This is a genomic window from Acidovorax sp. K2F, assembly GCF_025246485.1.
GTDB lineage: Bacteria > Pseudomonadota > Gammaproteobacteria > Burkholderiales > Burkholderiaceae_C > Acidovorax > Acidovorax delafieldii.
Genome location: NZ_JAOBSQ010000026.1, coordinates 174,974 through 195,232 on the forward strand (window position 1 = coordinate 174,974; position 20,259 = coordinate 195,232).

21 protein-coding genes are annotated in these 20,259 nt (G+C 63.0%); 13 read left to right on the forward strand and 8 right to left on the reverse strand.

What is annotated here, in order from left to right:
• Positions 1 to 67: 67 nt before the first annotated feature.
• From N4G42_RS08035 to grpE, 4 genes are all read right to left on the reverse strand, one after another.
• Positions 68 to 1,432, reverse strand: a complete 1,365-nt coding sequence (locus N4G42_RS08035; RefSeq protein ID WP_260666810.1) for an MBL fold metallo-hydrolase RNA specificity domain-containing protein — start codon at positions 1,430 to 1,432, stop codon at positions 68 to 70.
• 154 nt (positions 1,433 to 1,586) lie between these two features.
• Positions 1,587 to 2,732, reverse strand: coding sequence for a molecular chaperone DnaJ (gene dnaJ, locus N4G42_RS08040; protein ID WP_056061470.1), 1,146 nt, complete (start codon positions 2,730 to 2,732; stop codon positions 1,587 to 1,589).
• A gap of 84 nt (positions 2,733 to 2,816) precedes the next feature.
• Positions 2,817 to 4,766 carry a molecular chaperone DnaK gene (dnaK, locus tag N4G42_RS08045; RefSeq protein WP_056061472.1) on the reverse strand — a complete coding sequence of 650 codons (1,950 nt, stop codon included), beginning with the start codon at positions 4,764 to 4,766 and terminating at the stop codon, positions 2,817 to 2,819.
• Between the two features lie 93 nt (positions 4,767 to 4,859).
• The gene (gene grpE, locus N4G42_RS08050; protein ID WP_056061476.1) at positions 4,860 to 5,411 is read right to left on the reverse strand and encodes a nucleotide exchange factor GrpE; all 552 of its coding nucleotides are present in this window, start codon (positions 5,409 to 5,411) and stop codon (positions 4,860 to 4,862) included.
• Between the two features lie 308 nt (positions 5,412 to 5,719).
• Between grpE and rpsF the strand changes: the two genes are divergently transcribed.
• The 5 genes from rpsF to dnaB all read left to right on the forward strand — a co-directional run bounded on the left by rpsF (position 5,720) and on the right by dnaB (position 8,750).
• Positions 5,720 to 6,097 (forward strand): 30S ribosomal protein S6, encoded by a 378-nt coding sequence (gene rpsF / locus N4G42_RS08055; protein WP_015013245.1) that lies wholly within the window; start codon positions 5,720 to 5,722, stop codon positions 6,095 to 6,097.
• Positions 6,098 to 6,115: 18 nt separating this feature from the next.
• Positions 6,116 to 6,406, forward strand: a complete 291-nt coding sequence (gene priB, locus N4G42_RS08060) for a primosomal replication protein N (RefSeq protein ID WP_056061479.1) — start codon at positions 6,116 to 6,118, stop codon at positions 6,404 to 6,406.
• Positions 6,407 to 6,423: 17 nt separating this feature from the next.
• A complete protein-coding gene (gene rpsR, locus N4G42_RS08065; RefSeq protein ID WP_005795932.1) occupies positions 6,424 to 6,705 on the forward strand; it encodes a 30S ribosomal protein S18 in 282 nt (93 codons plus the stop codon).
• Positions 6,706 to 6,717: 12 nt separating this feature from the next.
• Positions 6,718 to 7,170 carry a 50S ribosomal protein L9 gene (gene rplI, locus N4G42_RS08070; protein ID WP_015013247.1) on the forward strand — a complete coding sequence of 151 codons (453 nt, stop codon included), beginning with the start codon at positions 6,718 to 6,720 and terminating at the stop codon, positions 7,168 to 7,170.
• Positions 7,171 to 7,337: 167 nt separating this feature from the next.
• A complete protein-coding gene (gene dnaB, locus N4G42_RS08075) occupies positions 7,338 to 8,750 on the forward strand; it encodes a replicative DNA helicase (RefSeq protein WP_056061481.1) in 1,413 nt (470 codons plus the stop codon).
• Between the two features lie 129 nt (positions 8,751 to 8,879).
• Here dnaB and N4G42_RS08080 read toward each other — a convergent pair whose 3' ends face one another.
• The 4 genes from N4G42_RS08080 to N4G42_RS08095 form a co-directional block, all read right to left on the reverse strand.
• Positions 8,880 to 9,266, reverse strand: coding sequence for a hypothetical protein (locus N4G42_RS08080; protein ID WP_260666812.1), 387 nt, complete (start codon positions 9,264 to 9,266; stop codon positions 8,880 to 8,882).
• A 1-nt stretch (position 9,267) separates the two neighbouring features.
• Positions 9,268 to 11,028, reverse strand: a complete 1,761-nt coding sequence (locus N4G42_RS08085; protein ID WP_260666813.1) for a PhoH family protein — start codon at positions 11,026 to 11,028, stop codon at positions 9,268 to 9,270.
• A 240-nt stretch (positions 11,029 to 11,268) separates the two neighbouring features.
• Entirely contained in the window at positions 11,269 to 11,754 is a 486-nt protein-coding gene (locus N4G42_RS08090) for a peroxiredoxin (RefSeq protein WP_015013251.1), read from the reverse strand.
• Between the two features lie 224 nt (positions 11,755 to 11,978).
• Complete coding sequence (locus N4G42_RS08095; RefSeq protein WP_056061493.1) at positions 11,979 to 12,350, reverse strand: Mth938-like domain-containing protein; 372 nt, start codon at positions 12,348 to 12,350, stop codon at positions 11,979 to 11,981.
• Between the two features lie 149 nt (positions 12,351 to 12,499).
• Here N4G42_RS08095 and N4G42_RS08100 point away from each other — a divergent pair, with 149 nt between their 5' ends.
• The 8 genes from N4G42_RS08100 (at position 12,500) to moaD (ending at position 20,258) form a co-directional block, all read left to right on the forward strand.
• Positions 12,500 to 13,747 carry a pyridoxal phosphate-dependent aminotransferase gene (locus N4G42_RS08100; protein ID WP_056061495.1) on the forward strand — a complete coding sequence of 416 codons (1,248 nt, stop codon included), beginning with the start codon at positions 12,500 to 12,502 and terminating at the stop codon, positions 13,745 to 13,747.
• A gap of 37 nt (positions 13,748 to 13,784) precedes the next feature.
• Positions 13,785 to 14,816: a DUF1176 domain-containing protein gene (locus tag N4G42_RS08105; RefSeq protein ID WP_260666814.1), complete on the forward strand. Its 1,032-nt coding sequence runs from the start codon at positions 13,785 to 13,787 to the stop codon at positions 14,814 to 14,816.
• Between the two features lie 72 nt (positions 14,817 to 14,888).
• The gene (locus N4G42_RS08110) at positions 14,889 to 16,223 is read left to right on the forward strand and encodes a homoserine dehydrogenase (protein WP_056061503.1); all 1,335 of its coding nucleotides are present in this window, start codon (positions 14,889 to 14,891) and stop codon (positions 16,221 to 16,223) included.
• A gap of 35 nt (positions 16,224 to 16,258) precedes the next feature.
• Complete coding sequence (locus N4G42_RS08115) at positions 16,259 to 16,573, forward strand: hypothetical protein (RefSeq protein WP_056061506.1); 315 nt, start codon at positions 16,259 to 16,261, stop codon at positions 16,571 to 16,573.
• Positions 16,574 to 16,612: 39 nt separating this feature from the next.
• A complete protein-coding gene (gene thrC / locus N4G42_RS08120; RefSeq protein WP_056061508.1) occupies positions 16,613 to 18,058 on the forward strand; it encodes a threonine synthase in 1,446 nt (481 codons plus the stop codon).
• A gap of 144 nt (positions 18,059 to 18,202) precedes the next feature.
• A complete protein-coding gene (gene mobB / locus N4G42_RS08125) occupies positions 18,203 to 18,772 on the forward strand; it encodes a molybdopterin-guanine dinucleotide biosynthesis protein B (protein ID WP_260666815.1) in 570 nt (189 codons plus the stop codon).
• Positions 18,757 to 20,010, forward strand: coding sequence for a gephyrin-like molybdotransferase Glp (gene glp, locus N4G42_RS08130; RefSeq protein WP_260666816.1), 1,254 nt, complete (start codon positions 18,757 to 18,759; stop codon positions 20,008 to 20,010). The genes mobB and glp overlap by 16 nt, the downstream gene beginning before the upstream one ends.
• Positions 20,007 to 20,258: a molybdopterin converting factor subunit 1 gene (gene moaD / locus N4G42_RS08135; protein WP_099729731.1), complete on the forward strand. Its 252-nt coding sequence runs from the start codon at positions 20,007 to 20,009 to the stop codon at positions 20,256 to 20,258. Before glp ends, moaD begins: the two co-directional genes overlap by 4 nt.
• The last annotated feature ends 1 nt before the right edge of the window (position 20,259 follow it).

Genomic DNA, 20,259 nt, shown 5'->3' on the forward strand with positions numbered 1-20,259 from the left:
TACGCGATGGCTGAGATGCCCTTCTGCGCAAGAGTGGCACTCCTGGAGTGCAGAAAGAGACCGGGGCTCAGGCCGCGCACGTGCTGCCGTGCTCTGGCACTGAGGCCCGCCAGCGCAATTCGTGTTCAATGCGCTGGCGCAGCAGGTCGGCGGCGCCCATTTCGCCATGCACCACATACACCTGGTCGGGCGCGTGCCCCATGCTGCGCAGCCAGGCGATGAGCTGGTTGCCGTCGGCGTGGGCCGATGCAGAAGACAACTTGACCACTTCGGCGCGCACGGCCACGTCCTGGCCGTGAATGCGGATGGTCTTTTCGCCCTCAGCCAGCCGCGCGCCGCGTGTGCCCGGCGCCTGGTGCCCGGTCAGAATGATCATGTTGCGGTGATCGCCAGCGTGCAGTGCCAGGTGGTGCAGCACGCGGCCCCCGGTAGCCATGCCACTGGCTGACAGGATGACCATGGGACCATGCAGTTTGGCCAGTCCTTTGGATTGCTCGGGTGTCTGGACCATGGTGGCGCCATGCTCTAGCGCCTGCACCTCGCGGCCGCTCAGGCGGTGTTCCTGCATGTGGTGCTGGAACAGTCCGGTGGTGCTCACGGCCATGGGGCTGTCGAGGAATACCTTGAGCGATGCTGGCACCACACCCTGCGCCTTCAGCAACCCGATGGCGTGCAGCACGGCCTGCGCGCGGCCCACGGCGAAGACGGGCACCACGGCGATGCCCCCGCGTGCGGCCAGGCGCTGCAGTGCGGGGCCCAGTTCGTCGAGCAGACCTTCGGGCGGGTGCTCGCGGTCGCCATAGGTGGATTCGATGAGCACGGTGTCCGCCTGGGGCGGGGCGTCCGGTGGATTCATCAGCAAGTCGTCCGGCCGGCCCAGGTCGCCAGAGAACAGGATTCGCCTGCCTCCGACCTCCAGCAGCACGCTGGCCGCACCCAAGATGTGGCCTGCGGGCGAAAACGTCACGCGCCAGCCGGGCAGGGGCTCGAACGCCTTGTGGAAGGCATGGATCTGGAATTGCTTGAGGCAGTGCAGCGCGTCGAGCCGGGTATACAGGGGCAGGGCGGGGCTGTGGCTGCTGAGCTGGTGGCGGTTGAGGAAGGCGGCGTCCTCCTCCTGCAGGTGCCCGCTGTCGGGCAGCAGGATGGTGCACAGGTCACGTGTGCCCGGGGTGCAGTGGATGGCGTGGGTGTAGCCGTCGCGCGCCAGCAGCGGCAGGTAGCCGCTGTGGTCCAGATGGGCATGGGTCAGCACCACGGCGTCGATCTGGTGCGGCGTGATGGGCGGGGGCTGCCAATTGCGCAGGCGCAACTGCTTGTAGCCCTGGAACAGGCCGCAATCGACCAGCAGGCTCTTGCCGTTGCAACGCACCAGGTACTTGGAGCCGGTGACGGTGCCGGAGCCCCCCAGGAAGGTGATGTTGACGTTCATGTGTCCAGACTCCCGGGTGAGCATCGATGATGACCATCCTACTGGTCGGATTGCGCCTGCGGACGTTGCCAGGGGGTTTCTTGCCTTGCATCAAGAAAAAACCGCCTGCGGCCTTGGGGCTGCAGGCGGTTTTTGGCGGGAAACCCGCGCGTGATCAGCTGAAGAAGTTCTTCAACCGGTCCGTCCAGCTCTCGCCGCTGGGCGAATGGCGTGCGCCGCCCTTCTTGAGGGAGTCTTCCAGCTCGCGCAGCAGCTTGCGCTGGTGTTCGGTGAGCTTGACGGGTGTCTCGACCGCGATGTGGCAGTACAGGTCACCCGGGTAGCTGGCGCGCACACCCTTGATGCCCTTGCCGCGCAGGCGGAACTGCTTGCCGGCCTGGGTGCCTTCGGGGATGTCGATGGCCGCCTTGCCCTGCAGGGTGGGCACCTCGATCTCGCCACCCAGCGCCGCTGTGATGAAGCTTACCGGTACCTGGCAGTGCAGGTCGTCGCCGTCGCGCTCGAAGATGTCGTGTTTCTTCAGGCGGATCTCGATGTACAGGTCGCCCGGTGGGCCGCCGTTGGTGCCCGGCTCGCCGTTGCCGGTGGAACGGATGCGCATGCCATCGTCGATGCCGGCAGGAATCTTCACTTCCAGAGTCTTCTGCTTCTTGAGCTTCCCTTGGCCATGGCAGGTGGTGCAAGGCTCAGGAATGATCTTGCCCGTGCCACGGCAGTGGGGGCAGGTCTGTTGCACGCTGAAGAAGCCCTGGCGCATTTGCACGGTGCCCGCGCCTTGGCAGGTTCCGCAGGTCTTGGCGCTGGTGCCGGGTTTGGCGCCGCTGCCATGGCAGGTGTCGCAGGTGTCCCAGGATGGGATGCGAATCTGCGCGTCTTTGCCGCGAGCTGCTTCTTCGAGCGTGATCTCCATGGCATAGCTGAGGTCACTGCCACGGTAGACCTGGCGTCCACCGGCGCCGCGCCCGCGCCCGCCTTGTTGGCCGAACATGTCGCCAAAGATGTCGCCGAAGGCTTCCGCAAAACCGCCAAATCCTTCTGCTCCTGCGCCACCGGGGCCGCGCATGTTGGGGTCTACCCCCGCATGGCCATACTGGTCATAGGCCGCACGCTTTTGGGGGTCCGAGAGCATCTCGTAGGCCTCTTTGGCCTCTTTGAACTTTTCCTCGGCAGGCTTGGCTGCGTCCCCCTGATTGCGGTCAGGATGGTGCTTCATCGCCAGCTTGCGATAGGCCTTTTTGATTTCTTCGTCCGAGGCGTTCTTCGGAACGCCCAGGATTTCGTAAAAGTCTCGTTTGGACATAGTGATTCAGAACCCGGTTGGAACAGGAACGCCGCGCAGCCCCTGACGAGCATTGCGCGGCGGCTCGGGTCAACGGGGGCTCGTTCAGCCCTTCTTGACTTCCTTCACCTCGGCATCAACGACGTTGTCGTCGTCTGCGGGCTTGTTGGCTGCACCGGCCGATGCGCCTGCGGCGTCTGCACCACCGGCCGCCTGGGCGGCTTGCGCTGCCTGCGATTCGGCGTACATCTTCTCGCCCAGCTTCTGGCTGGCGGCCATCAGCGCGGTCGTCTTTTCGTCAATCGCGGCCTTGTCTTCACCCTTGAGGGCTTCTTCGAGGGCCTTCACGGCTGCAGCGATCGCGTCCTTTTCACCTGCGTCGAGCTTGTCGCCGTGTTCGGCCAGGCTCTTGTTGACGCTGTGCACAGCGGCTTCACCCTGGTTGCGGGCCTGCACCAGTTCCAGCTTCTTCTTGTCGTCCGCAGCGTTCAGCTCGGCGTCCTTCACCATCTTCTGGATTTCTTCTTCCGACAGGCCCGAGTTGGCCTTGATGGTGATCTTGTTTTCCTTGCCGGTGCCCTTGTCCTTGGCGCCCACGTGCAAGATGCCGTTGGCGTCAATGTCGAACGACACTTCGATCTGCGGAACACCGCGGGCTGCGGGTGGAATGCCTTCGAGGTTGAACTCGCCCAGCAGCTTGTTGCCGGTGGCCATTTCGCGCTCGCCCTGGTAGACCTTGATGGTCACGGCAGGCTGGTTGTCGTCGGCTGTCGAGAAGGTCTGAGCGAATTTCGTCGGGATGGTCGTGTTCTTGGTGATCATCTTGGTCATCACACCGCCTAGGGTTTCGATACCCAGCGACAGGGGGGTCACGTCCAGCAGCAGGACGTCCTTGCGGTCGCCCGACAGCACTTGGCCCTGGATGGCGGCGCCCACGGCCACGGCTTCGTCAGGGTTCACATCCTTGCGGGGGTCCTTGCCGAAGAATTCCTTGACCTTCTCCTGCACCTTGGGCATGCGGGTCATGCCACCGACCAGAATCACGTCATGGATGTCGGACACCGACACGCCCGCGTCCTTGATCGCCATGCGGCAAGGAGCGATGGTGCGCTCGATCAGCTCTTCCACCAGTTGTTCCAGCTTGGAGCGGGTCAGCTTGATGTTCAGGTGCTTGGGACCCGAGGCGTCGGCCGTGATGTAGGGCAGGTTGATGTCGGTCGCTGCCGAATTCGACAACTCGATCTTGGCCTTTTCGGCGGCTTCCTTCAGGCGTTGCAGGGCCAGGACGTCCTTGGACAGGTCCACGCCTTGTTCCTTCTTGAACTCGCCGATGATGAAGTCGATGATGCGTTGGTCGAAGTCCTCGCCGCCCAGGAAGGTGTCACCATTGGTCGACAGCACTTCGAACTGCTTTTCGCCATCCACGTCGGCGATTTCGATGATGGACACGTCGAACGTGCCACCACCCAGGTCATACACGGCAATCTTGCGGTCGCCCTTTTCCTGCTTGTCGAGGCCAAAGGCCAAGGCTGCAGCGGTGGGCTCGTTGATGATGCGCTTGACATCCAGTCCGGCGATGCGGCCAGCGTCCTTGGTGGCTTGGCGCTGGGCGTCGTTGAAGTACGCGGGCACGGTGATGACGGCTTCCGTCACGGGCTCGCCCAGGTAGTCTTCAGCCGTCTTCTTCATCTTGCGCAGGATGTCTGCGGACACCTGCTGGGCCGACAGCTTGTTGCCGCGCACTTCGATCCAGGCGTCGCCGTTGTCGGCAGCCACGATCTTGTAGGGCATCAGGTCGATATCCTTTTGCACTTCTTTTTCGGTGAACTTGCGGCCGATCAGGCGTTTGACGGCATACAGGGTGTTCTTGGGGTTGGTCACGGCCTGGCGCTTGGCCGAGGCGCCGACGAGGATCTCGCCGTCTTCCTGGTAGGCCACGATGGAGGGCGTGGTGCGTGCACCTTCGCTGTTTTCAATCACGCGGGTCGTGTTGCCCTCCATGATGGAAACGCAGCTGTTGGTGGTGCCCAGGTCAATGCCGATGATTCTTCCCATGATTTTTCTCCGAATGCTTGAATGGTTTGGATGGCTAGTAACTTGTGGATAACTTGGTTTGCTTCAAGTCTTCCAGGTCGATTTTTTTGAGGCTTACTTGGGCGCAGTCACGGTGACCAAGGCCGGGCGCAACACGCGCTCCGCGATCACGTAGCCCTTTTGCAGCACAGCCACCACCGTATTGGCTTCTTGCTCCGCGGGCACCACGCTGATGGCCTGGTGCTGGTGGGGGTCGAACTTGGCGCCTGCGGCGGGGTTGATGGCCACCACCTTGTTGCGCTCCAGCGCAGACGTCAACTGGCGCAAGGTGGCGTCGGCGCCTTCGCGCAGCTGCTGGGGCGTGGCCTCCTTGATGGCCAGGGCCGCGTCCAGGCTGTCAGCCACGGGCAGCAGGCTCTCGGCAAAACTCTCGATGCCGAACTTGCGGGCCTTGGACACTTCCTCTTCAGCGCGGCGGCGGGCGTTCTCCGCCTCGGCCTTGGCGCGCAGGAACTGGTCCGCCAGATCGGCACTTTTGGCCTTCAGCTCGGCCAGCTCGCCCTGCAGGCGTGCCAGCTCATCGGAGGCGTGGGCGGCCATGGCGGCTTCGACTTCTTCGGGGGCGGGGGCGCTTGGGGCGGGGTTGGTTTGGCTGTGGTCTGACATGTCAGGATTTGAAGAGGTAAAAAAGCAGTACGCGCGGCATCTGGGGGCTTGCCGGGGAATATCAAGGTATGCGCCAGGGATTTGTCGTTATGACGGCCCCGGGTTGGCGCAAGTGGTTGTAAGGCATGTCGGCCCAACCGCCGTTTTTGCAAGGGCCGCACCTTCCATGGCTGGATAAATGGGGTGTGGACGATGCTGTAGTGGGTGTGCTGAGTGTACAAGCGCAAGCGGTCGGGTTATAATCGCAGGCTTTCCCTTGCCACACCACTTCTAGACGCGGTGGGTGGTCTCACCCAAAAGGAGTCTGCATGCGTCATTACGAAATCATTTTGTTGATCCATCCGGATCAAAGCGAACAAGTTCCAGCCATGCTGGAGCGCTACAAGGGCATGATCACCGCTGGCGGTGGCAAGGTGCACCGCGTGGAAGACTGGGGCCGTCGTCAACTGGCGTACCTGATCAACAAGCTGGCCAAGGCCCACTACCTGTGCGTGAACATCGAAGCCGACCAGGCTGTGATGGCTGAATTGGAGCACGCCTTCAAGTTCAACGACGCCGTGCTGCGCCACCTGACCGTGCAAAAGAAGAAGGCTGAAACCGGTCCTTCTTCCATGATGAAGACCGTCGAGCGCGAAGAAGCCCGCAAGGCCAGCCAAGCTGAATACGCAGCGGCCGGCGAGCGCTGATCCTCTTCTCTCTTTGGAGTGGAGAACCGCGTCGTCTTGACCGCCTGTATCGCAGAGGCTGAGCCCCTGCGGTACACGCCCGCCGGACTGCCTGCCCTCACGCTGCGCCTCGAACACGAGTCCCAGCAAACTGAGGCAGGCCATCCCCGCGAAGTCAAGGCCGCCATGAAAGCCACCGCCTTTGGAGCGATGGCTGAGCGACTGGCAAGGCAAAACATCGGAAGTCTCTGGACTTTTCATGGATTTCTGGCCACACCGCGCAATGGCAAGACTGCAGTGCTGCACATCCAGGATATTCAACAAAATTAATTTTCAAGGGGTCCGCAATGGCCACGTTCAAGAAGTTCAACAAAGACAAGCGCCCAAAGCGCAACACCCAGTCCCTGCTGTTCAAGCGCAAGCGCTTTTGCCGCTTCACGGTGACCGGTGTTGAAGAAATCGACTACAAGGATGTCGATACGCTGCGCGATTTCATCGCCGAAAACGGCAAGATCATCCCCGCACGCCTGACCGGTACGCGCGCCATCTTCCAGCGTCAGCTGAACACTGCCATCAAGCGCGCACGCTTCCTGGCCCTGGTGCCTTACAGCGACCAGCACAAGATCTAAGGAGCACAACCCATGCAAATCATCCTGCTCGACAAGGTTGTGAACCTCGGCAACCTCGGTGAAATCGTCAAGGTCAAAGACGGCTACGCCCGCAACTTTCTGATTCCCGCCGGCCGCGCACGTCGCGCCACGGAAGCCGCCAAGGCAGAGTTCGAAGCCAAGCGCGCTGAACTCGAAAAGGCCGCTGCTGCCAAGCTGGCAGAAGCCCAGGCCCAAGGTGAAAAGCTGGCCGGTACCACTGTCAAGCTGACACAAAAGGCTGGCGTGGATGGCCGTCTGTTTGGTTCCGTGACCAACCATGACATTGCCGAAGAGCTGAACAAGCAAGGCTATAAGGTTGCCAAGTCGCAAATCCGCCTGCCCAACGGCCCGATCAAGGTCGTGAGCGACAGCGCTGTGAGCGTGGCTCTGCACACCGACGTGGTCGTGGAAGTCAACGTGTCGGTCTACGGCGAAACCGCCTGATCGTCCGTCAGGACCTCTCAAAAAAGCCGCCCTTGGGCGGCTTTTGTCTTTGTGTGACCGTAGTTTGTACACGGTTGCCCACGGGTTACCCCCGCCTTATCCATAGACTTGTGCCATGACGACACGCCGCGTGGGCGATAGCATGCCGGGTTAGCTCCAAGGATTCCATGTCTGCCGTTTTCCCACCCCTTGATGATGGATTCACGCCCGTGCCGGACCGTGAAATTGCCCAGTTGCGTGTGCCACCGCACTCCATCGAGGCGGAGTCCAGTGTGCTGGGCGGTCTGCTGCTGGACAACAACGCCTGGGACCGCGTGGGCGACCTGCTGGTAGAAAGCCATTTCTACCGCCACGAGCACCAGATGATCTATACGGCCATTGGCGCGCTGATCAATGCCAGCAAGCCAGCCGACGTGATCACGGTGTTCGAGCATCTGCAGAACCAGGGCAAGGCGCAGGAGATGGGCGGGCTGGCCTATCTGAACAATCTCGCGCAATACGTACCCAGTGCCAGCAATATTCGGCGCTATGCCGAAATCGTCCGTGAACGCGCCATCCTGCGCAAGCTGGTCACGGCCAGCGACGAAATTTCGACCAACGCGTTCAACCCCCAGGGTAAAACGGTGGAACGCATCCTGGACGAGGCCGAGGCCAAGATCTTTGCCATTGGCGAAGAGGGTTCGCGTACCAAGCAGGGCTTCCAGTCGCTCGACACGCTGGTGATTGACCTGCTCGACCGCGTGCAGGAGATGGCGGACAACCCTGTGGACGTCACGGGCGTCCCCACCGGCTTTGCCGACCTGGACCGCATGACCAGTGGCTTGCAGGCGGGCGACATGGTGGTGCTGGCAGCCCGCCCGTCCATGGGCAAAACCTCGTTCGCGGTGAACATTGCTGAGCACGTGGCGCTCAACGAGGGCTTGCCAGTCGCTATCTTCTCGATGGAAATGGGTGCCGCTCAATTGGCGGTGCGTATTGTGGGCTCGATCGGCCGGGTGAACCAGGGCAACCTGCGCACCGGCAAGCTCACCGACGATGAATGGCCACGCCTGACCGAAGCCATCGAAAAGCTGCGCACGGTGTCGCTGCACATTGACGAAACCCCGGGCCTCACGCCCAGCGAGCTGCGTGCCAACGCGCGCCGTCTGGCGCGCCAGTGCGGCAAGCTGGGTCTGATCGTGGTGGACTACTTGCAGCTCATGAGCGGCTCGGGTTCGTCGGGCTCGGACAACCGGGCGACGGAGCTGGGCGAAATTTCCCGGGGCCTCAAGATGCTGGCCAAGGAGCTGCAATGCCCGGTGATCGCGCTGTCTCAGCTCAACCGCTCGGTGGAGCAGCGTACCGACAAGCGCCCCATGATGTCCGACCTGCGCGAATCGGGCGCCATCGAGCAGGACGCGGACATCATCATGTTCATCTACCGCGACGACTACTACAACAAGGACTCCAAGGAGCCCAACGTGGCCGAGGTCATCATCGGCAAACAGCGGAACGGCCCCACCGGAACGGTGAAGCTGTTCTTCCAGAAGAACCAGACGCGCTTTGAGAACCTGGCGATGGGTTCAGGCGACGATTTCTAATAAAAATAGCTGCTAGCGCCGATTTTATAAGCGCTGGCAGCTATTGAATTTATAGCGAACAAGTTCTGGTGCCATGCCGTACAGTGCCCGTGGTTCCAGGCTCCCGGCATGCGCGGTATCGCTATTGCACTATTGAGTTAGTACCCACGCCAGCAAACCTGCGCATGCCACTGCCAGCATGCTTACCGCCACGGTGAACCATTGCTGGCGTCGGCGCTGCACTTCCACCGCTTGCACCACCTGGGCGTGCTGTTCGGCCAGGGACTGGATCAGCATGGCGGACTCCTGCTGCTCCCGCTCCAATTGCGCCACGCGGTCACGCAGATGCTGAAGCTGCAAGGCCGCCGGAATGGCGGTCTCGCCAGCGGCACCATCGAGTGCACCCGTCGCCGCTTCGGCATTCCCTTTTTGGGTGGTGCCCAGCAGCTTCTTGGCCGCCTGCAGGATCTGGGGCGTCGCCTCGATGACGTCGCCCCAGGGCACCAGCTTCAGTGCTGCAACCCAGCCTGCCGCCAACTCAGAGCACCTCGCTGGCGAAGTCCGCCAGGCGTGAGCGTTCGCCCCGCGCCAGGGTGATGTGCCCGCTGTGTGGCCAGCCCTTGAAGCGGTCCACCGCATACGTCAGGCCGGAGGAGCCTTCGGTCAGGTACGGTGTATCGATCTGCGCCAGGTTGCCCATGCAGATGATCTTGGTGCCGGGGCCTGCGCGGGTGATCAGTGTCTTCATCTGCTTGGGCGTCAGGTTCTGCGCTTCGTCGATGATCACGTACTTGTTCAGGAAGGTGCGCCCGCGCATGAAGTTCATGCTCTTGATCTTGATGCGGCTGCGGATCAGCTCGTTGGTGGCCGCGCGGCCCCATTCGCCTGCGTTGCCGCCATCGCCCTTGGCCAAAAACTCCAGGTTGTCATCCAGTGCGCCCATCCAGGGGCCCATCTTCTCTTCTTCGGTGCCGGGCAGGAAGCCGATGTCTTCTCCCACGCTCACGGTGGCGCGGGTCATGATGATCTCGGTGTAGCGGCGATCGTCCAGCACCTGGGTCAGGCCTGCAGCCAGGGCCAGCAGGGTCTTGCCGGTGCCTGCAGTGCCGGTCAGGGTCACGAAGTCGATCTCGGGGTCCATGAGCAGATTCATGGCGTAGTTCTGCTCGCGGTTGCGCGTGGTCACGCCCCACACAGCATTCTTGGTGGAGCCATAGTCCTTGAGCGTCTGCAGCACCGCAGTCTTTTCACGGATCTCGCTCACGCGCGCAAACAGGCTGGGCTCGCCGGGGGCCTCGAAGTACACAAACTGGTTGATCATCAGCTGCGGCACGATGGGCCCGCCGATGCGGTAGTAGGTGTGGGCGCCGCTCTGCCAGCTTTCCACGTTCTTGCCGCTCTTGGCCCAGAAGTCTGGGGGCAGGGCCAGCACACCGGCGTACAGCAGGTCGCCGTCTTCCAGTGTCTTGTCGTTCTGGTAGTCCTCGGCGTTCAGGCCCAGGGCGCGCGCCTTGACGCGCATGTTGATGTCCTTGGATACCAGTACCACCTCGCGCGGGGCGTGCAGCTTGCGCAGGGCTTCGACCACGCCCAGGATCTGGTTGTCGGCCTTGCCGGGGGGCAGGCTGGTGGGCAGGCTGTAATCCAGCGGTACGGTCTGGAAGAACAGGTGGCCGCCCGCGGCGCGCTGGCCGGTGGAGTCGAGCTTGAGGCCCTTGGCCATGTCGGCGCCCTGGGCGGCCGCCAGTGCATCCAGGGTGCGGCTGGCTTGGCGGCCGTTACGCGCGACTTCGGTCATGCCCTTCTTGTGGCCGTCCAATTCTTCCAGCACGATCATCGGCAGGAAGATGTCGTGCTCTTCAAAGCGGAACAGGCTGGTCGGATCATGCAGGAGCACATTGGTGTCCAGCACGAAGAGCTTGGTCGGGCCGTGCGATGCGGACTTGCGGCTGCGTGTGGTGGTTGCGGTGGCTGGCGCGGGGCTGGCGGTGACGGCAGGAGGAGTGGCTGTACCGCGCGCCTTGCGCGTGCCAGTGCTGCGAGCCACGGGAGCGGCAGAGGGGGCGGCTGCACGGGTTCGGGTCTCGATCTGTAGCAGTGGAGCGGTGTCAGGCGCTGCTAGCGACGAGGCCACACTGTCTGCCTTGCGTCCCGCGCGGGCTGGGGCTGCAGCGGTGCGCTGAGGCATGGCAACGGCTTCATTGGCCGAGGTGGTGGCTACGCGGGGGCGGGCCGTGACTTCAAAGGCTTCTGGCGCGAGGAGTGCAGCGCGCCGGCTGGGGGCGGGGGGCAGGGGCATGGTGGCAGGGCCTCGGTCGGTAAAGGGATAACGGATGGGGTCAGAAAGCAAAAAGCCGCCTGGAGGCCAAGGCGGCTTTTTGGATGGGTGCTAACGGTGCAAGAACCAGGGGCATTGATCCATTATGCCCACTACATGTGTCTTGCCAGGGCAAAACGGGTGGTGTGTCGCGTGGATGCTCCAGTGCCCTTTGGTGGATTGCAACGGTCGCAGCAGCGCTGATGCGATCAGGTTGTCCGCTCAGGCGGCCTTTTTCAGGGCCTTGAGGGATTTGACGGTCTTGAGGACTTCGTCCACATGGCCTGGTACCTTGAGGCCGCGCCACTCTTGCACCAACAGGCCATCGGGGCCGATCAGGAAGGTGCTGCGCTCGATGCCCTTGACCTTCTTGCCGTACATGATCTTGTTCTTGACCACACCGAACATGTGGCACATCTTTTCTTCGGTGTCGGCAATCAGCTCGAACGGCAGTTCCAGCTTTTCCTTGAAGTCGTCGTGCGACTTCATGTTGTCGCGCGAGACACCGAACACGGCTGCGCCAGCTTTCACGAAATCCTTGTACTTGTCGCGAAACTGCATGGCCTCCGTGGTGCAGCCCGGCGTGTTGTCCTTGGGATAGAAGTAGAGAACCAGAATTTGGCCAAGGTGGGAGGTGTTGGAGACCTTGATACCACCGGTTGCGTTGGCTTCAAATTCAGGGAGGGGTTTGTTGACAACGATCGCCATATCACTTCAATCTCTCAGGATGTAGTCGTTGGTAAGCCGGGGGAGTGGGTGTGTTATTGCTCTTGGTGGTGCCCCCGACCGCAACCGGTGATTTTACCCTGAAATCGGTTCCCGGCCAAATGTAAGACAGTGTGTCCTGCGTGGGGTGGCGGGCACTTTGGCACGGCCGTGCATAAGTGGCATTCCCGGTGCGCCCGACTTTGAGGCAGGCCGTGAGCGCGCGTTCAGACTTCCAGAATCAGGGCTGCGACCACGTTGCGTCCTTCGCTCGCCAGGATGTTGTAGGTGCGGCATGCTGCCTGGGTGTCCATGGTCTCCAGCCCGAGTCGCCGCGCTATCAGGGGAGCCAGCCATGCGGGCGGGGGAAAACGATTGCGCAGCCCGCTGCCAAAAATGACCAGTTCGGTTTCCAGCCCGGCCAACTGGGCGAAATGCTCCGGGGTCAGATCCTCAAAGCGGGAGCAGGGCCAGGGCTGGCGCAGGCCTGCCGACCCGATGATGACGCTGTGGGTGATCTTGTCGGCGTCGATGCCGATCCAGCCGGGGCCGTAGCCGCTGATGGTCTGAGCGTTGGAGCGGTCGGGCTGGAATTTCATGGCAGGAAGTGGTGGGCCTCAGGTGCTGCGGGGTGTGGCAGCGGCGCCCGGCGCCAGGGGATGGCAACGGTTCTGTGGTCAAATTATAGGTTTCGCCTGAGGGCGCCGGCTCCGGCGGCCTCCTGACCCCACCGCACTACTGTCAGCGCATGAAAACCGTCCAAAAATCCGCCAAGCTCGCCAATGTTTGCTACGACATCCGGGGCCCGATCATGGACGCGGCCAAGCAGATGGAGGAGGATGGGCACAAGATCATCAAGCTCAACATCGGCAATCTGGCGGTGTTTGGCTTTGATGCCCCCGAAGAAATCCAGCAGGACATGATCCGCAACCTGCCCAACTCGGCGGGCTACTCGGACAGCAAAGGCATCTTCGCCGCCCGCAAGGCCGTGATGCACGAGACCCAGAAGCAGGGCATCAAGGGCGTGGCGCTGGATGACATCTACCTGGGCAACGGCGCCAGCGAACTGATCGTGATGGCAACGAACGCGTTGCTGGACACGGGCGATGAGTTGTTGCTGCCATCGCCGGATTACCCGCTGTGGACCGCTGCGGCCAGCCTGTCGGGCGGCACGCCGGTGCACTACCTGTGCGATGAGGCCAATGGCTGGATGCCCGACCTCGAGGACATCCGCGCCAAGATCACGCCGCGTACCAAAGGCATCGTGGTCATCAACCCCAACAACCCCACGGGTGCGCTGTACTCGGTCGAGTTGCTCAAGGGCATCGTGGCCATCGCCCGCGAACACGGCCTGGTGATCTTTGCGGACGAGGTGTACGACAAGGTGTTGTACGACGGCGCCAAGCACACGGCCATCGGCTCGCTGAGCGAGGATGTGCTCACGCTCACCTTCAACTCGCTGTCCAAAAGCTACCGGTCTTGCGGTTACCGCGCTGGCTGGCTGGTGGTCTCGGGCGACAAGAAGCCCGCCAAGGACTACATCGAGGGCCTTAACATGCTCTCGAACATGCGACTTTGTGCCAACGTTCCTGGCCAGTGGGCCGTGCAGACGGCGCTGGGTGGTTACCAGAGCATCAACGAACTGGTCTGTGAGGGCGGCCGCCTGCGCAAGCAGCGTGATCTGGCCTATGAACTGATCACGGCCATCCCGGGCGTGACCTGTGTGAAACCTCAGGCCGCGCTGTACATGTTCCCGCGCCTGGACCCAGCCGTCTATCCCATCGAGGACGACCAGCAGTTTTTCCTGGAACTTTTGCAGGAGACGAAGGTCATGCTGGTGCAGGGCACGGGTTTCAACTGGCCTGCTCCGGACCATTTCCGCATCGTGTTCCTGCCCCATGAAGACGACCTGCGCGACGCCATTGGCCGCGTGGCGCGCTTCCTGGAGCAATACCGAAAGCGCAAGCAGACCGCTGCGGCAGCCGTCGCGGCCTGATCCGTCGCGTTGCCCAGACGACAAGGCGATACGCTCCATGCACAGCCCCCCCGTTCTTGACCTGGCCCGGCATGTCGCCGCCTGTGGGCTGGTGGCGGCGGGCTTGCACGGCGCTGCGGTGCAGGCTGCCGACAAGGGCAAAGAGCCCGTGAGCTTCCAGCACAAGGACTGGGCCTTGCAGTGCGACAACACCCGCACTTGCAGGGCCGTGGGTTACCAGTCGGAGAGTGGCGAGTCGGAGCCGGTCTCCATGCGCCTGACCCGCGAGGCAGGACCTGACACGCCGGTGCTGGTGGACCTGCAGGTGTCCACCGAGAAAGCCACTCCAGCGTCGCTGCACCTCAAGGTGGGCACACTGTCTTTGCCAGGGCTCAAGGGCGACACCCCCAGCGTGCCTGCAGCGCAGGTGCCCCGCCTGCTGCAGGAGCTGCTCAAGAACGAAGAGGCCACGGTGGCCGCTGGCAAGGACCGTTGGGTGCTGTCACTGGCGGGTGTCACCGCGGTTCTGCTCAAAATGGACGAGGCCCAGGGCCGGGTGGGCACACCGGGTGCCTTGGTGCGCAAGGGCACGAAGCCAGAGGCTTCCGTGCTGCCGTCTTTGCCTGCTCCGGTCATCAAGGCTGTGTCCCCGATGCCTGCGCGCAAGGGGGATGCCGCACTGGCCAAGCCGCTGGTGGCTGCGCTGGGCCGCGCCAGTACCGAAGGCCAGTGCAACGGCGACGATGCGTTCAACCCCGCAAATGTGCAGGTCTACCGGCTCACGGAGCGCAAGGTGCTGCTGTCCGTGCCCTGTGGCATGGGCGCTTACAACTTCAGCAGCTTGCTGTGGGTGGCCAACGACCGCCCGCCCTACAAGCCAGAGCCCTTGCAGGACGTGGACGGCGATTTCGATCCGGCCTCGGGCACGGTGCATTCGGCGATGAAGGGCCGGGGCATTGGCGACTGCTGGTGGGTGCGTGAGTGGCAGTTCGACGGCCAGGGTTTTGTGCTGCGCAGCGAGTCTGGCGACGGCATGTGCCGTGGCTTTGCGGGTGGCGCCTGGCAGTTGCCGACCTATGTCACGCGTTGAGGGATCTGCTGCTCGACACCGCGCCCTCTACATCCCTCCCGAATCATTGTTTTTCTTTCTCTTCCCATTGCTATGAAACCCATCCAAGTAGGCCTTCTGGGCATCGGCACCGTCGGCAGCGGCGTGTTCAACGTGTTGCAGCGCAACCAGGACGAGATCAGCCGCCGTGCTGGCCGTGGCATCGAGATCACCATGGTGGCGGACCTGGACGTAGCGCGCGCCAAGGCTGTGGTGGGTGACGGCATCCAGGTCGTCAACGACGCCCGTGCCATCATCGCCAACCCCGACATCGACATCGTGATCGAGTTGATCGGCGGCTACGGCATCGCACGTGCACTGGTGCTCGAAGCCATTGCTGCAGGCAAGCATGTGGTCACCGCCAACAAGGCGCTGCTGGCCGTGCATGGCACCGAGATTTTTGCGGCCGCATCGGCCAAGGGTGTGATGGTGGCCTTCGAGGCCGCCGTGGCGGGTGGCATCCCCATCATCAAGGCGCTGCGCGAAGGCCTCACGGCCAACCGCATCCAGTGGATCGCCGGCATCATCAACGGCACCACCAACTTCATCCTGTCCGAGATGCGCAGCAAGGGCCTGGACTTCGACGTGGTTCTCAAGGAAGCGCAACGCCTGGGCTATGCCGAGGCCGACCCGACCTTCGACATTGAAGGCGTGGACGCCGCGCACAAGGCGACGTTGATGAGCGCCATCGCTTTCGGCATTCCAGTGCAGTTCGACAAGGCCTATGTGGAAGGCATCACCAAGCTCTCCGCCGCCGACATCAAATACGCAGAACAACTGGGCTACCGCATCAAGCTGCTGGGCATCACCAAGCGCGCCGAAAAGGGCATCGAGCTGCGCGTGCACCCGAGCCTTGTGCCCTCCAAGCGCCTGATCGCCAACGTCGAAGGCGCGATGAACGCCGTGGTGGTGCAGGGCGATGCCGTGGGCACCACGCTGTACTACGGCAAGGGCGCAGGCAGTGAGCCCACCGCCAGTGCAGTGATCGCCGACCTGGTAGACATCGCCCGCCTGCACACGGCCGACCCTGAACACCGCGTGCCGCACCTGGCCTTCCAGGCCAACACGCTGCAGGGCGCCATGGACCAGCTGCCCGTGCTGCCGATGAGCGAAGTGGTCACCAGCTACTACCTGCGCTTGCGCGTCGCCGACCAGGCTGGCGTGCTGGCCAAGGTCACCGGCCTGCTGGCCGAGGCAGGCGTGAGCATCGATGCCGTGCTGCAGCGCGAGGCTGACGAAGTGGGCGGCGAGGGATCGACGCAGACCGACCTGATCATCCTGACCCACGACACCCGCGAAGGCACGATGGATGCTGTCATTGCACAAATGCAGGCGCTGCCGACCGTGCTGGCACCCATCACGCGCATTCGTAAGGAAGAACTCAACTGATGATGGGTCACGCCACACCATGATGCTGCCTCGCCATGCCCACTCTGGTTGCCGCCCTCACGCTGTCGGCGCTGCTCAAGATGGCGCATGTCGATCTGCCGCGCTGGCATCTGGCGTTCTGGTTCGGCCTGCTGGTCGCATTGGCCCTGTTCGGGGCTATGTCGCGCACGCAGGCCCTGCTCAACGGTGTGGGCAGCTTTCTGGCCGCGTGGCTGTACTTTGTGCTGCTGGAGCGCACCGACAACCGCCAGGACCGGGCACTGCACTGGCTCATCCTGATCGGCGGGTTCTTCCTGCTGATCGCCTCGCGTCTCTACATTGACATCCGTGTGTACGGCATCAGCTTTTAGCCAGTTCACCACGTTCACCGATACCGACGGGAATCCTTCATGAAGTACCTCAGCACCCGCGGCCATGCAGACCGCAAACAGTTCTGCGACATCCTGCTCGAAGGCCTGGCGCCCGATGGTGGCCTGTACCTGCCCGAGCATTACCCGCAGGTGGATGACGCCATGCTCACGCGCCTGCGCAAGGCCTACCACGAGCAAGGCTACGCCGAGCTGGCGTTCCAGATCCTGTCGCTCTACATCGACGACATTCCTGCCGCCGATTTGAAGGCCATCTGCGCCAAGACCTACACCGCCGAAGTGTTTGGCACGGGCGAGATCGTGCCCCTGCGCCACCTCGAAAACAGTCTGTGGCTCGAAGCCCTGTCCAACGGTCCTACGCTGGCCTTCAAGGACATGGCCATGCAGCTGCTGGGCAACCTGTTCGAGTACGAGCTCAAGCGCCGCGGCGAGCAGCTCAACATCCTGGGCGCGACCAGTGGCGACACCGGCAGCGCCGCCGAATACGCGATGCGCGGCAAAGAGGGCGTGCGTGTCTTCATGACCAGCCCGCACGGCCGCATGAGCGCCTTTCAGCAGGCGCAGATGTTCAGCCTGCAGGACGAGAACATCCACAACATCGCCATCGAGGGCGTGTTCGACGACTGCCAGGACATCGTCAAGGCCGTCTCCAATGACCATGCCTTCAAGCACAAGTACAAGATCGGCACCGTCAACTCCATCAACTGGGCGCGCCTGCTGGCACAGGTGGTGTACTACTTTGCGGGCTACATCCAGGCCACCGAGACCAACAACCAGAAGGTGAGTTTCACGGTGCCATCGGGCAACTTTGGCAACGTGTGCGCGGGCCATGTGGCGCGCATGATGGGCCTGCCCATTGCCAAGCTGGTGGTGGCCACCAATGAAAACGACGTGCTTGACGAGTTCTTCCGCACCGGCGTGTACCGCGTGCGCAGCAGTGCCGACACGCACGAGACGTCCAGCCCTTCGATGGATATCAGCAAAGCCAGCAACTTCGAGCGTTTCATTTTCGACCTGCTGGGCCGCAACGGCCAACGTACCAAGGCCTTGTTCGGCGCTGCATTGCAAACCTACGGCCGCTTTGACTTGAGCGCGGAGCCGCTGTTTGCCGATGCCGCCACCAAATACGGTTTTGAAAGTGGCAAGAGCACCCACGCCGACCGCCTGGCCACGATCCGCGACAACTATCAGCGCCATGGCGTGACCATCGACACCCACACCGCTGACGGGGTGAAGGTGGCCCTGGAGCATCACCAAGACCCCAACGTACCGATGATCGTGCTGGAAACGGCGCTGCCTATCAAGTTTGCCGAAACCATCGTCGAAGCGCTGGGCCATGCGCCCGAGCGGCCTGCCAAGTTTGCAGGCATCGAAGACCTGCCCAAGCGTGTACAGGTGATGCCCGCGGACGTGGACCTGGTCAAGGCCTACATCGAACGCCATTGCTCCCCTGCAGCGTTGGGGTGAACGGTCGGTACCTGCCTGTCCGCGTGAGCGGCCGGCAGATGCCGGGCGGGCCAGGACAGGGTCGTTTGTGGTCAATATTGCCCCGGGCGCTAGTCTGGTATGCACTTAAAGCTATAAATAACATAGCTAATCAAGGAGCAGTGGATGAAGGTTGTCGGTTTTGCGGGGTTTTCCGGCAGTGGCAAGACCACGCTGGTCGAGCAGTTGATCCCCGCGCTGCGGCTGCGGGGCCTGCGAGTGTCGGTGGTCAAGCATGCCCACCACAGTTTTGATGTGGACCACCCGGGCAAGGACACCTACCGCCACCGCGAGGCGGGGGCTTTCGAGGTGGTCGCGGCATCGGACAAGCGCCTGATGCTGGTGCGCGAGTTCGAGCAGCCCGCCACCCTCAGCGTGCACCACCTGCTGGCGGAGCTGTACCAGGGCGTGGACTGGGTGCTGGTGGAGGGTTTCAAGGACAGCGACCTGCTCAAGATCGAAGTCTGGCGAGCCCCCGAGCCAGGGCAAGTGGCCAAGCCCGTGCGTTACCCCGAAGACGACTTTGTGGTGGCTGTGGCCACTGATGCCCCCAAGAGCCTACCGGTCGCCACGCAATTGCCCTTGCTGGACCTGAACGCGCCCGATCAGGTGGTGGACTGGCTCATCCAGTGCGAACACCGCTTTGAGTACAACTGGGAACTGCACGGGGGGCTGCTGCCATGCGCCCCGCAATGAAGCCCCTCAAGCCGTTGGACGAGGCGCTGGCGGACCTGCTGGCGCAAGCCCACCCGCTGCCGGGCACCGACACGGTCACTACTTTTGATGCCGACGGCCGTGTGCTGGCGCAAAGCTGTGTGTCGGCTTTGCAAGTGCCTCCCCAGGACAACAGTTCGATGGATGGTTACGCCGTGCGCTGCTCTGATGTGGCGGCGGCAGGGGTGGTGTTGCCCGTGTCGCAGCGCATTCCTGCCGGCAGTGCGGGCGACCCACTGCAGCCCGGCACGGCGGCGCGCATCTTCACCGGCGCTCCAGTGCCTGCAGGCGCCGATGCCATCCTGATGCAGGAAGACTGTGAAGCCCTTGTGGCGGCCGATGGCCTGGGCTCGGTGCGTATCAACGCCGTTCCCCAAGCCGGGCAGTGGATCCGCAGCGCGGGCGAAGACATCACCCGGGGTGCGGTGGTGCTGTCGGCTGGCACGCGTCTCACTCCGGCTGAACTGGGCCTGGCCGCCAGCATCGGTCAGCACCAGCTGCAGGTCGCGCGCCGCCCGCGCGTGGCGCTGTTTTCTACGGGCGATGAACTGGTCATGCCCGGCGAAGTCCCGCCCGAGCAGATGCGCCCCGGTGCCATCTACAACAGCAACCGCTTTTTCCTGCGTGCGATGCTGCTACGCCTGGGCTGCGAGGTGACCGACTTGGGCATCGTGCCCGACCGGCGCGAGGCCACCATCGACGCCCTGCGCCAGGCCAGCAGCGCGCACGACCTGATCCTGACCAGCGGCGGCGTGAGCGTGGGTGAGGAAGACCACATCAAGCCTGCTGTGGAGACTCTGGGCACGCTGGACCTGTGGCAGATCGCGATGAAGCCCGGCAAGCCGTTTGCCTATGGCCAGATCCCGCGTGAAGGCGGTGCTGCCCATTTCATGGGCCTGCCCGGCAACCCGGTGTCGAGCTTTCTGACCTTTGCGTTGCTGGTGCGGCCCTTTGTGCTGCGGCTGCAGGGCGTGCAGGACGTGACTCCGCAGGCCGTGGCGGTGCGTGCCGATTTCACCTGGCCCAAAGCCGATAAACGCCGCGAATTTCTGCGCGTGCGGCACAACGCGGCGGGCGGACTGGACCTGTTCAACAACCAGAGTTCGGGTGTGCTTACTTCGGCCGCCTGGGGGGATGGCGTGGTGGACAACCCGGCGGGCCAGACGATTGCGCCAGGCGATATGGTGCGGTTTATCGCGTTTTCGGAGTTGCTGGGATGAAGGTCTCTGTGCGCTACTTCGCCTCGATCCGTGAGGCCATTGGGCAAGGCAGCGAGGCGGTCGAAACCGCTGCCACAACGCTGGGTGCCTTGCGCGACGAGCTCATCGCACGCGGTGGTGCCCACGCCAGCAGCCTGGCGCGGGGCCGGGCCGTGCGCATGGCACTCAACCAGACCTTGAGCGACGAGTCCGCCACCCTGGCCGATGGGGCCGAGGTGGCTTTCTTCCCCCCGGTGACGGGCGGTTAAC

Bases quoted from the DNA above. Each gene is read 5' to 3' on its own strand.
- dnaJ (WP_056061470.1), bottom strand. From the start codon at position 2,732: ATGTCCAAACGAGACTTTTACGAAATCCTGGGCGTTCCGAAGAACGCC.
- N4G42_RS08035 (WP_260666810.1), bottom strand. From the start codon at position 1,432: ATGAACGTCAACATCACCTTCCTGGGGGGCTCCGGCACCGTCACCGGC.
- rpsF (WP_015013245.1), top strand. From the start codon at position 5,720: ATGCGTCATTACGAAATCATTTTGTTGATCCATCCGGATCAAAGCGAA.
- dnaK (WP_056061472.1), bottom strand. From the start codon at position 4,766: ATGGGAAGAATCATCGGCATTGACCTGGGCACCACCAACAGCTGCGTT.
- N4G42_RS08090 (WP_015013251.1), bottom strand. From the start codon at position 11,754: ATGGCGATCGTTGTCAACAAACCCCTCCCTGAATTTGAAGCCAACGCA.
- glp (WP_260666816.1), top strand. From the start codon at position 18,757: ATGCGCCCCGCAATGAAGCCCCTCAAGCCGTTGGACGAGGCGCTGGCG.
- grpE (WP_056061476.1), bottom strand. From the start codon at position 5,411: ATGTCAGACCACAGCCAAACCAACCCCGCCCCAAGCGCCCCCGCCCCC.
- rplI (WP_015013247.1), top strand. From the start codon at position 6,718: ATGCAAATCATCCTGCTCGACAAGGTTGTGAACCTCGGCAACCTCGGT.
- mobB (WP_260666815.1), top strand. From the start codon at position 18,203: ATGAAGGTTGTCGGTTTTGCGGGGTTTTCCGGCAGTGGCAAGACCACG.
- N4G42_RS08095 (WP_056061493.1), bottom strand. From the start codon at position 12,350: ATGAAATTCCAGCCCGACCGCTCCAACGCTCAGACCATCAGCGGCTAC.
- moaD (WP_099729731.1), top strand. From the start codon at position 20,007: ATGAAGGTCTCTGTGCGCTACTTCGCCTCGATCCGTGAGGCCATTGGG.
- N4G42_RS08115 (WP_056061506.1), top strand. From the start codon at position 16,259: ATGCCCACTCTGGTTGCCGCCCTCACGCTGTCGGCGCTGCTCAAGATG.
- N4G42_RS08085 (WP_260666813.1), bottom strand. From the start codon at position 11,028: ATGCCCCTGCCCCCCGCCCCCAGCCGGCGCGCTGCACTCCTCGCGCCA.
- thrC (WP_056061508.1), top strand. From the start codon at position 16,613: ATGAAGTACCTCAGCACCCGCGGCCATGCAGACCGCAAACAGTTCTGC.
- N4G42_RS08110 (WP_056061503.1), top strand. From the start codon at position 14,889: ATGAAACCCATCCAAGTAGGCCTTCTGGGCATCGGCACCGTCGGCAGC.
- rpsR (WP_005795932.1), top strand. From the start codon at position 6,424: ATGGCCACGTTCAAGAAGTTCAACAAAGACAAGCGCCCAAAGCGCAAC.
- dnaB (WP_056061481.1), top strand. From the start codon at position 7,338: ATGTCTGCCGTTTTCCCACCCCTTGATGATGGATTCACGCCCGTGCCG.
- N4G42_RS08105 (WP_260666814.1), top strand. From the start codon at position 13,785: ATGCACAGCCCCCCCGTTCTTGACCTGGCCCGGCATGTCGCCGCCTGT.
- N4G42_RS08100 (WP_056061495.1), top strand. From the start codon at position 12,500: ATGAAAACCGTCCAAAAATCCGCCAAGCTCGCCAATGTTTGCTACGAC.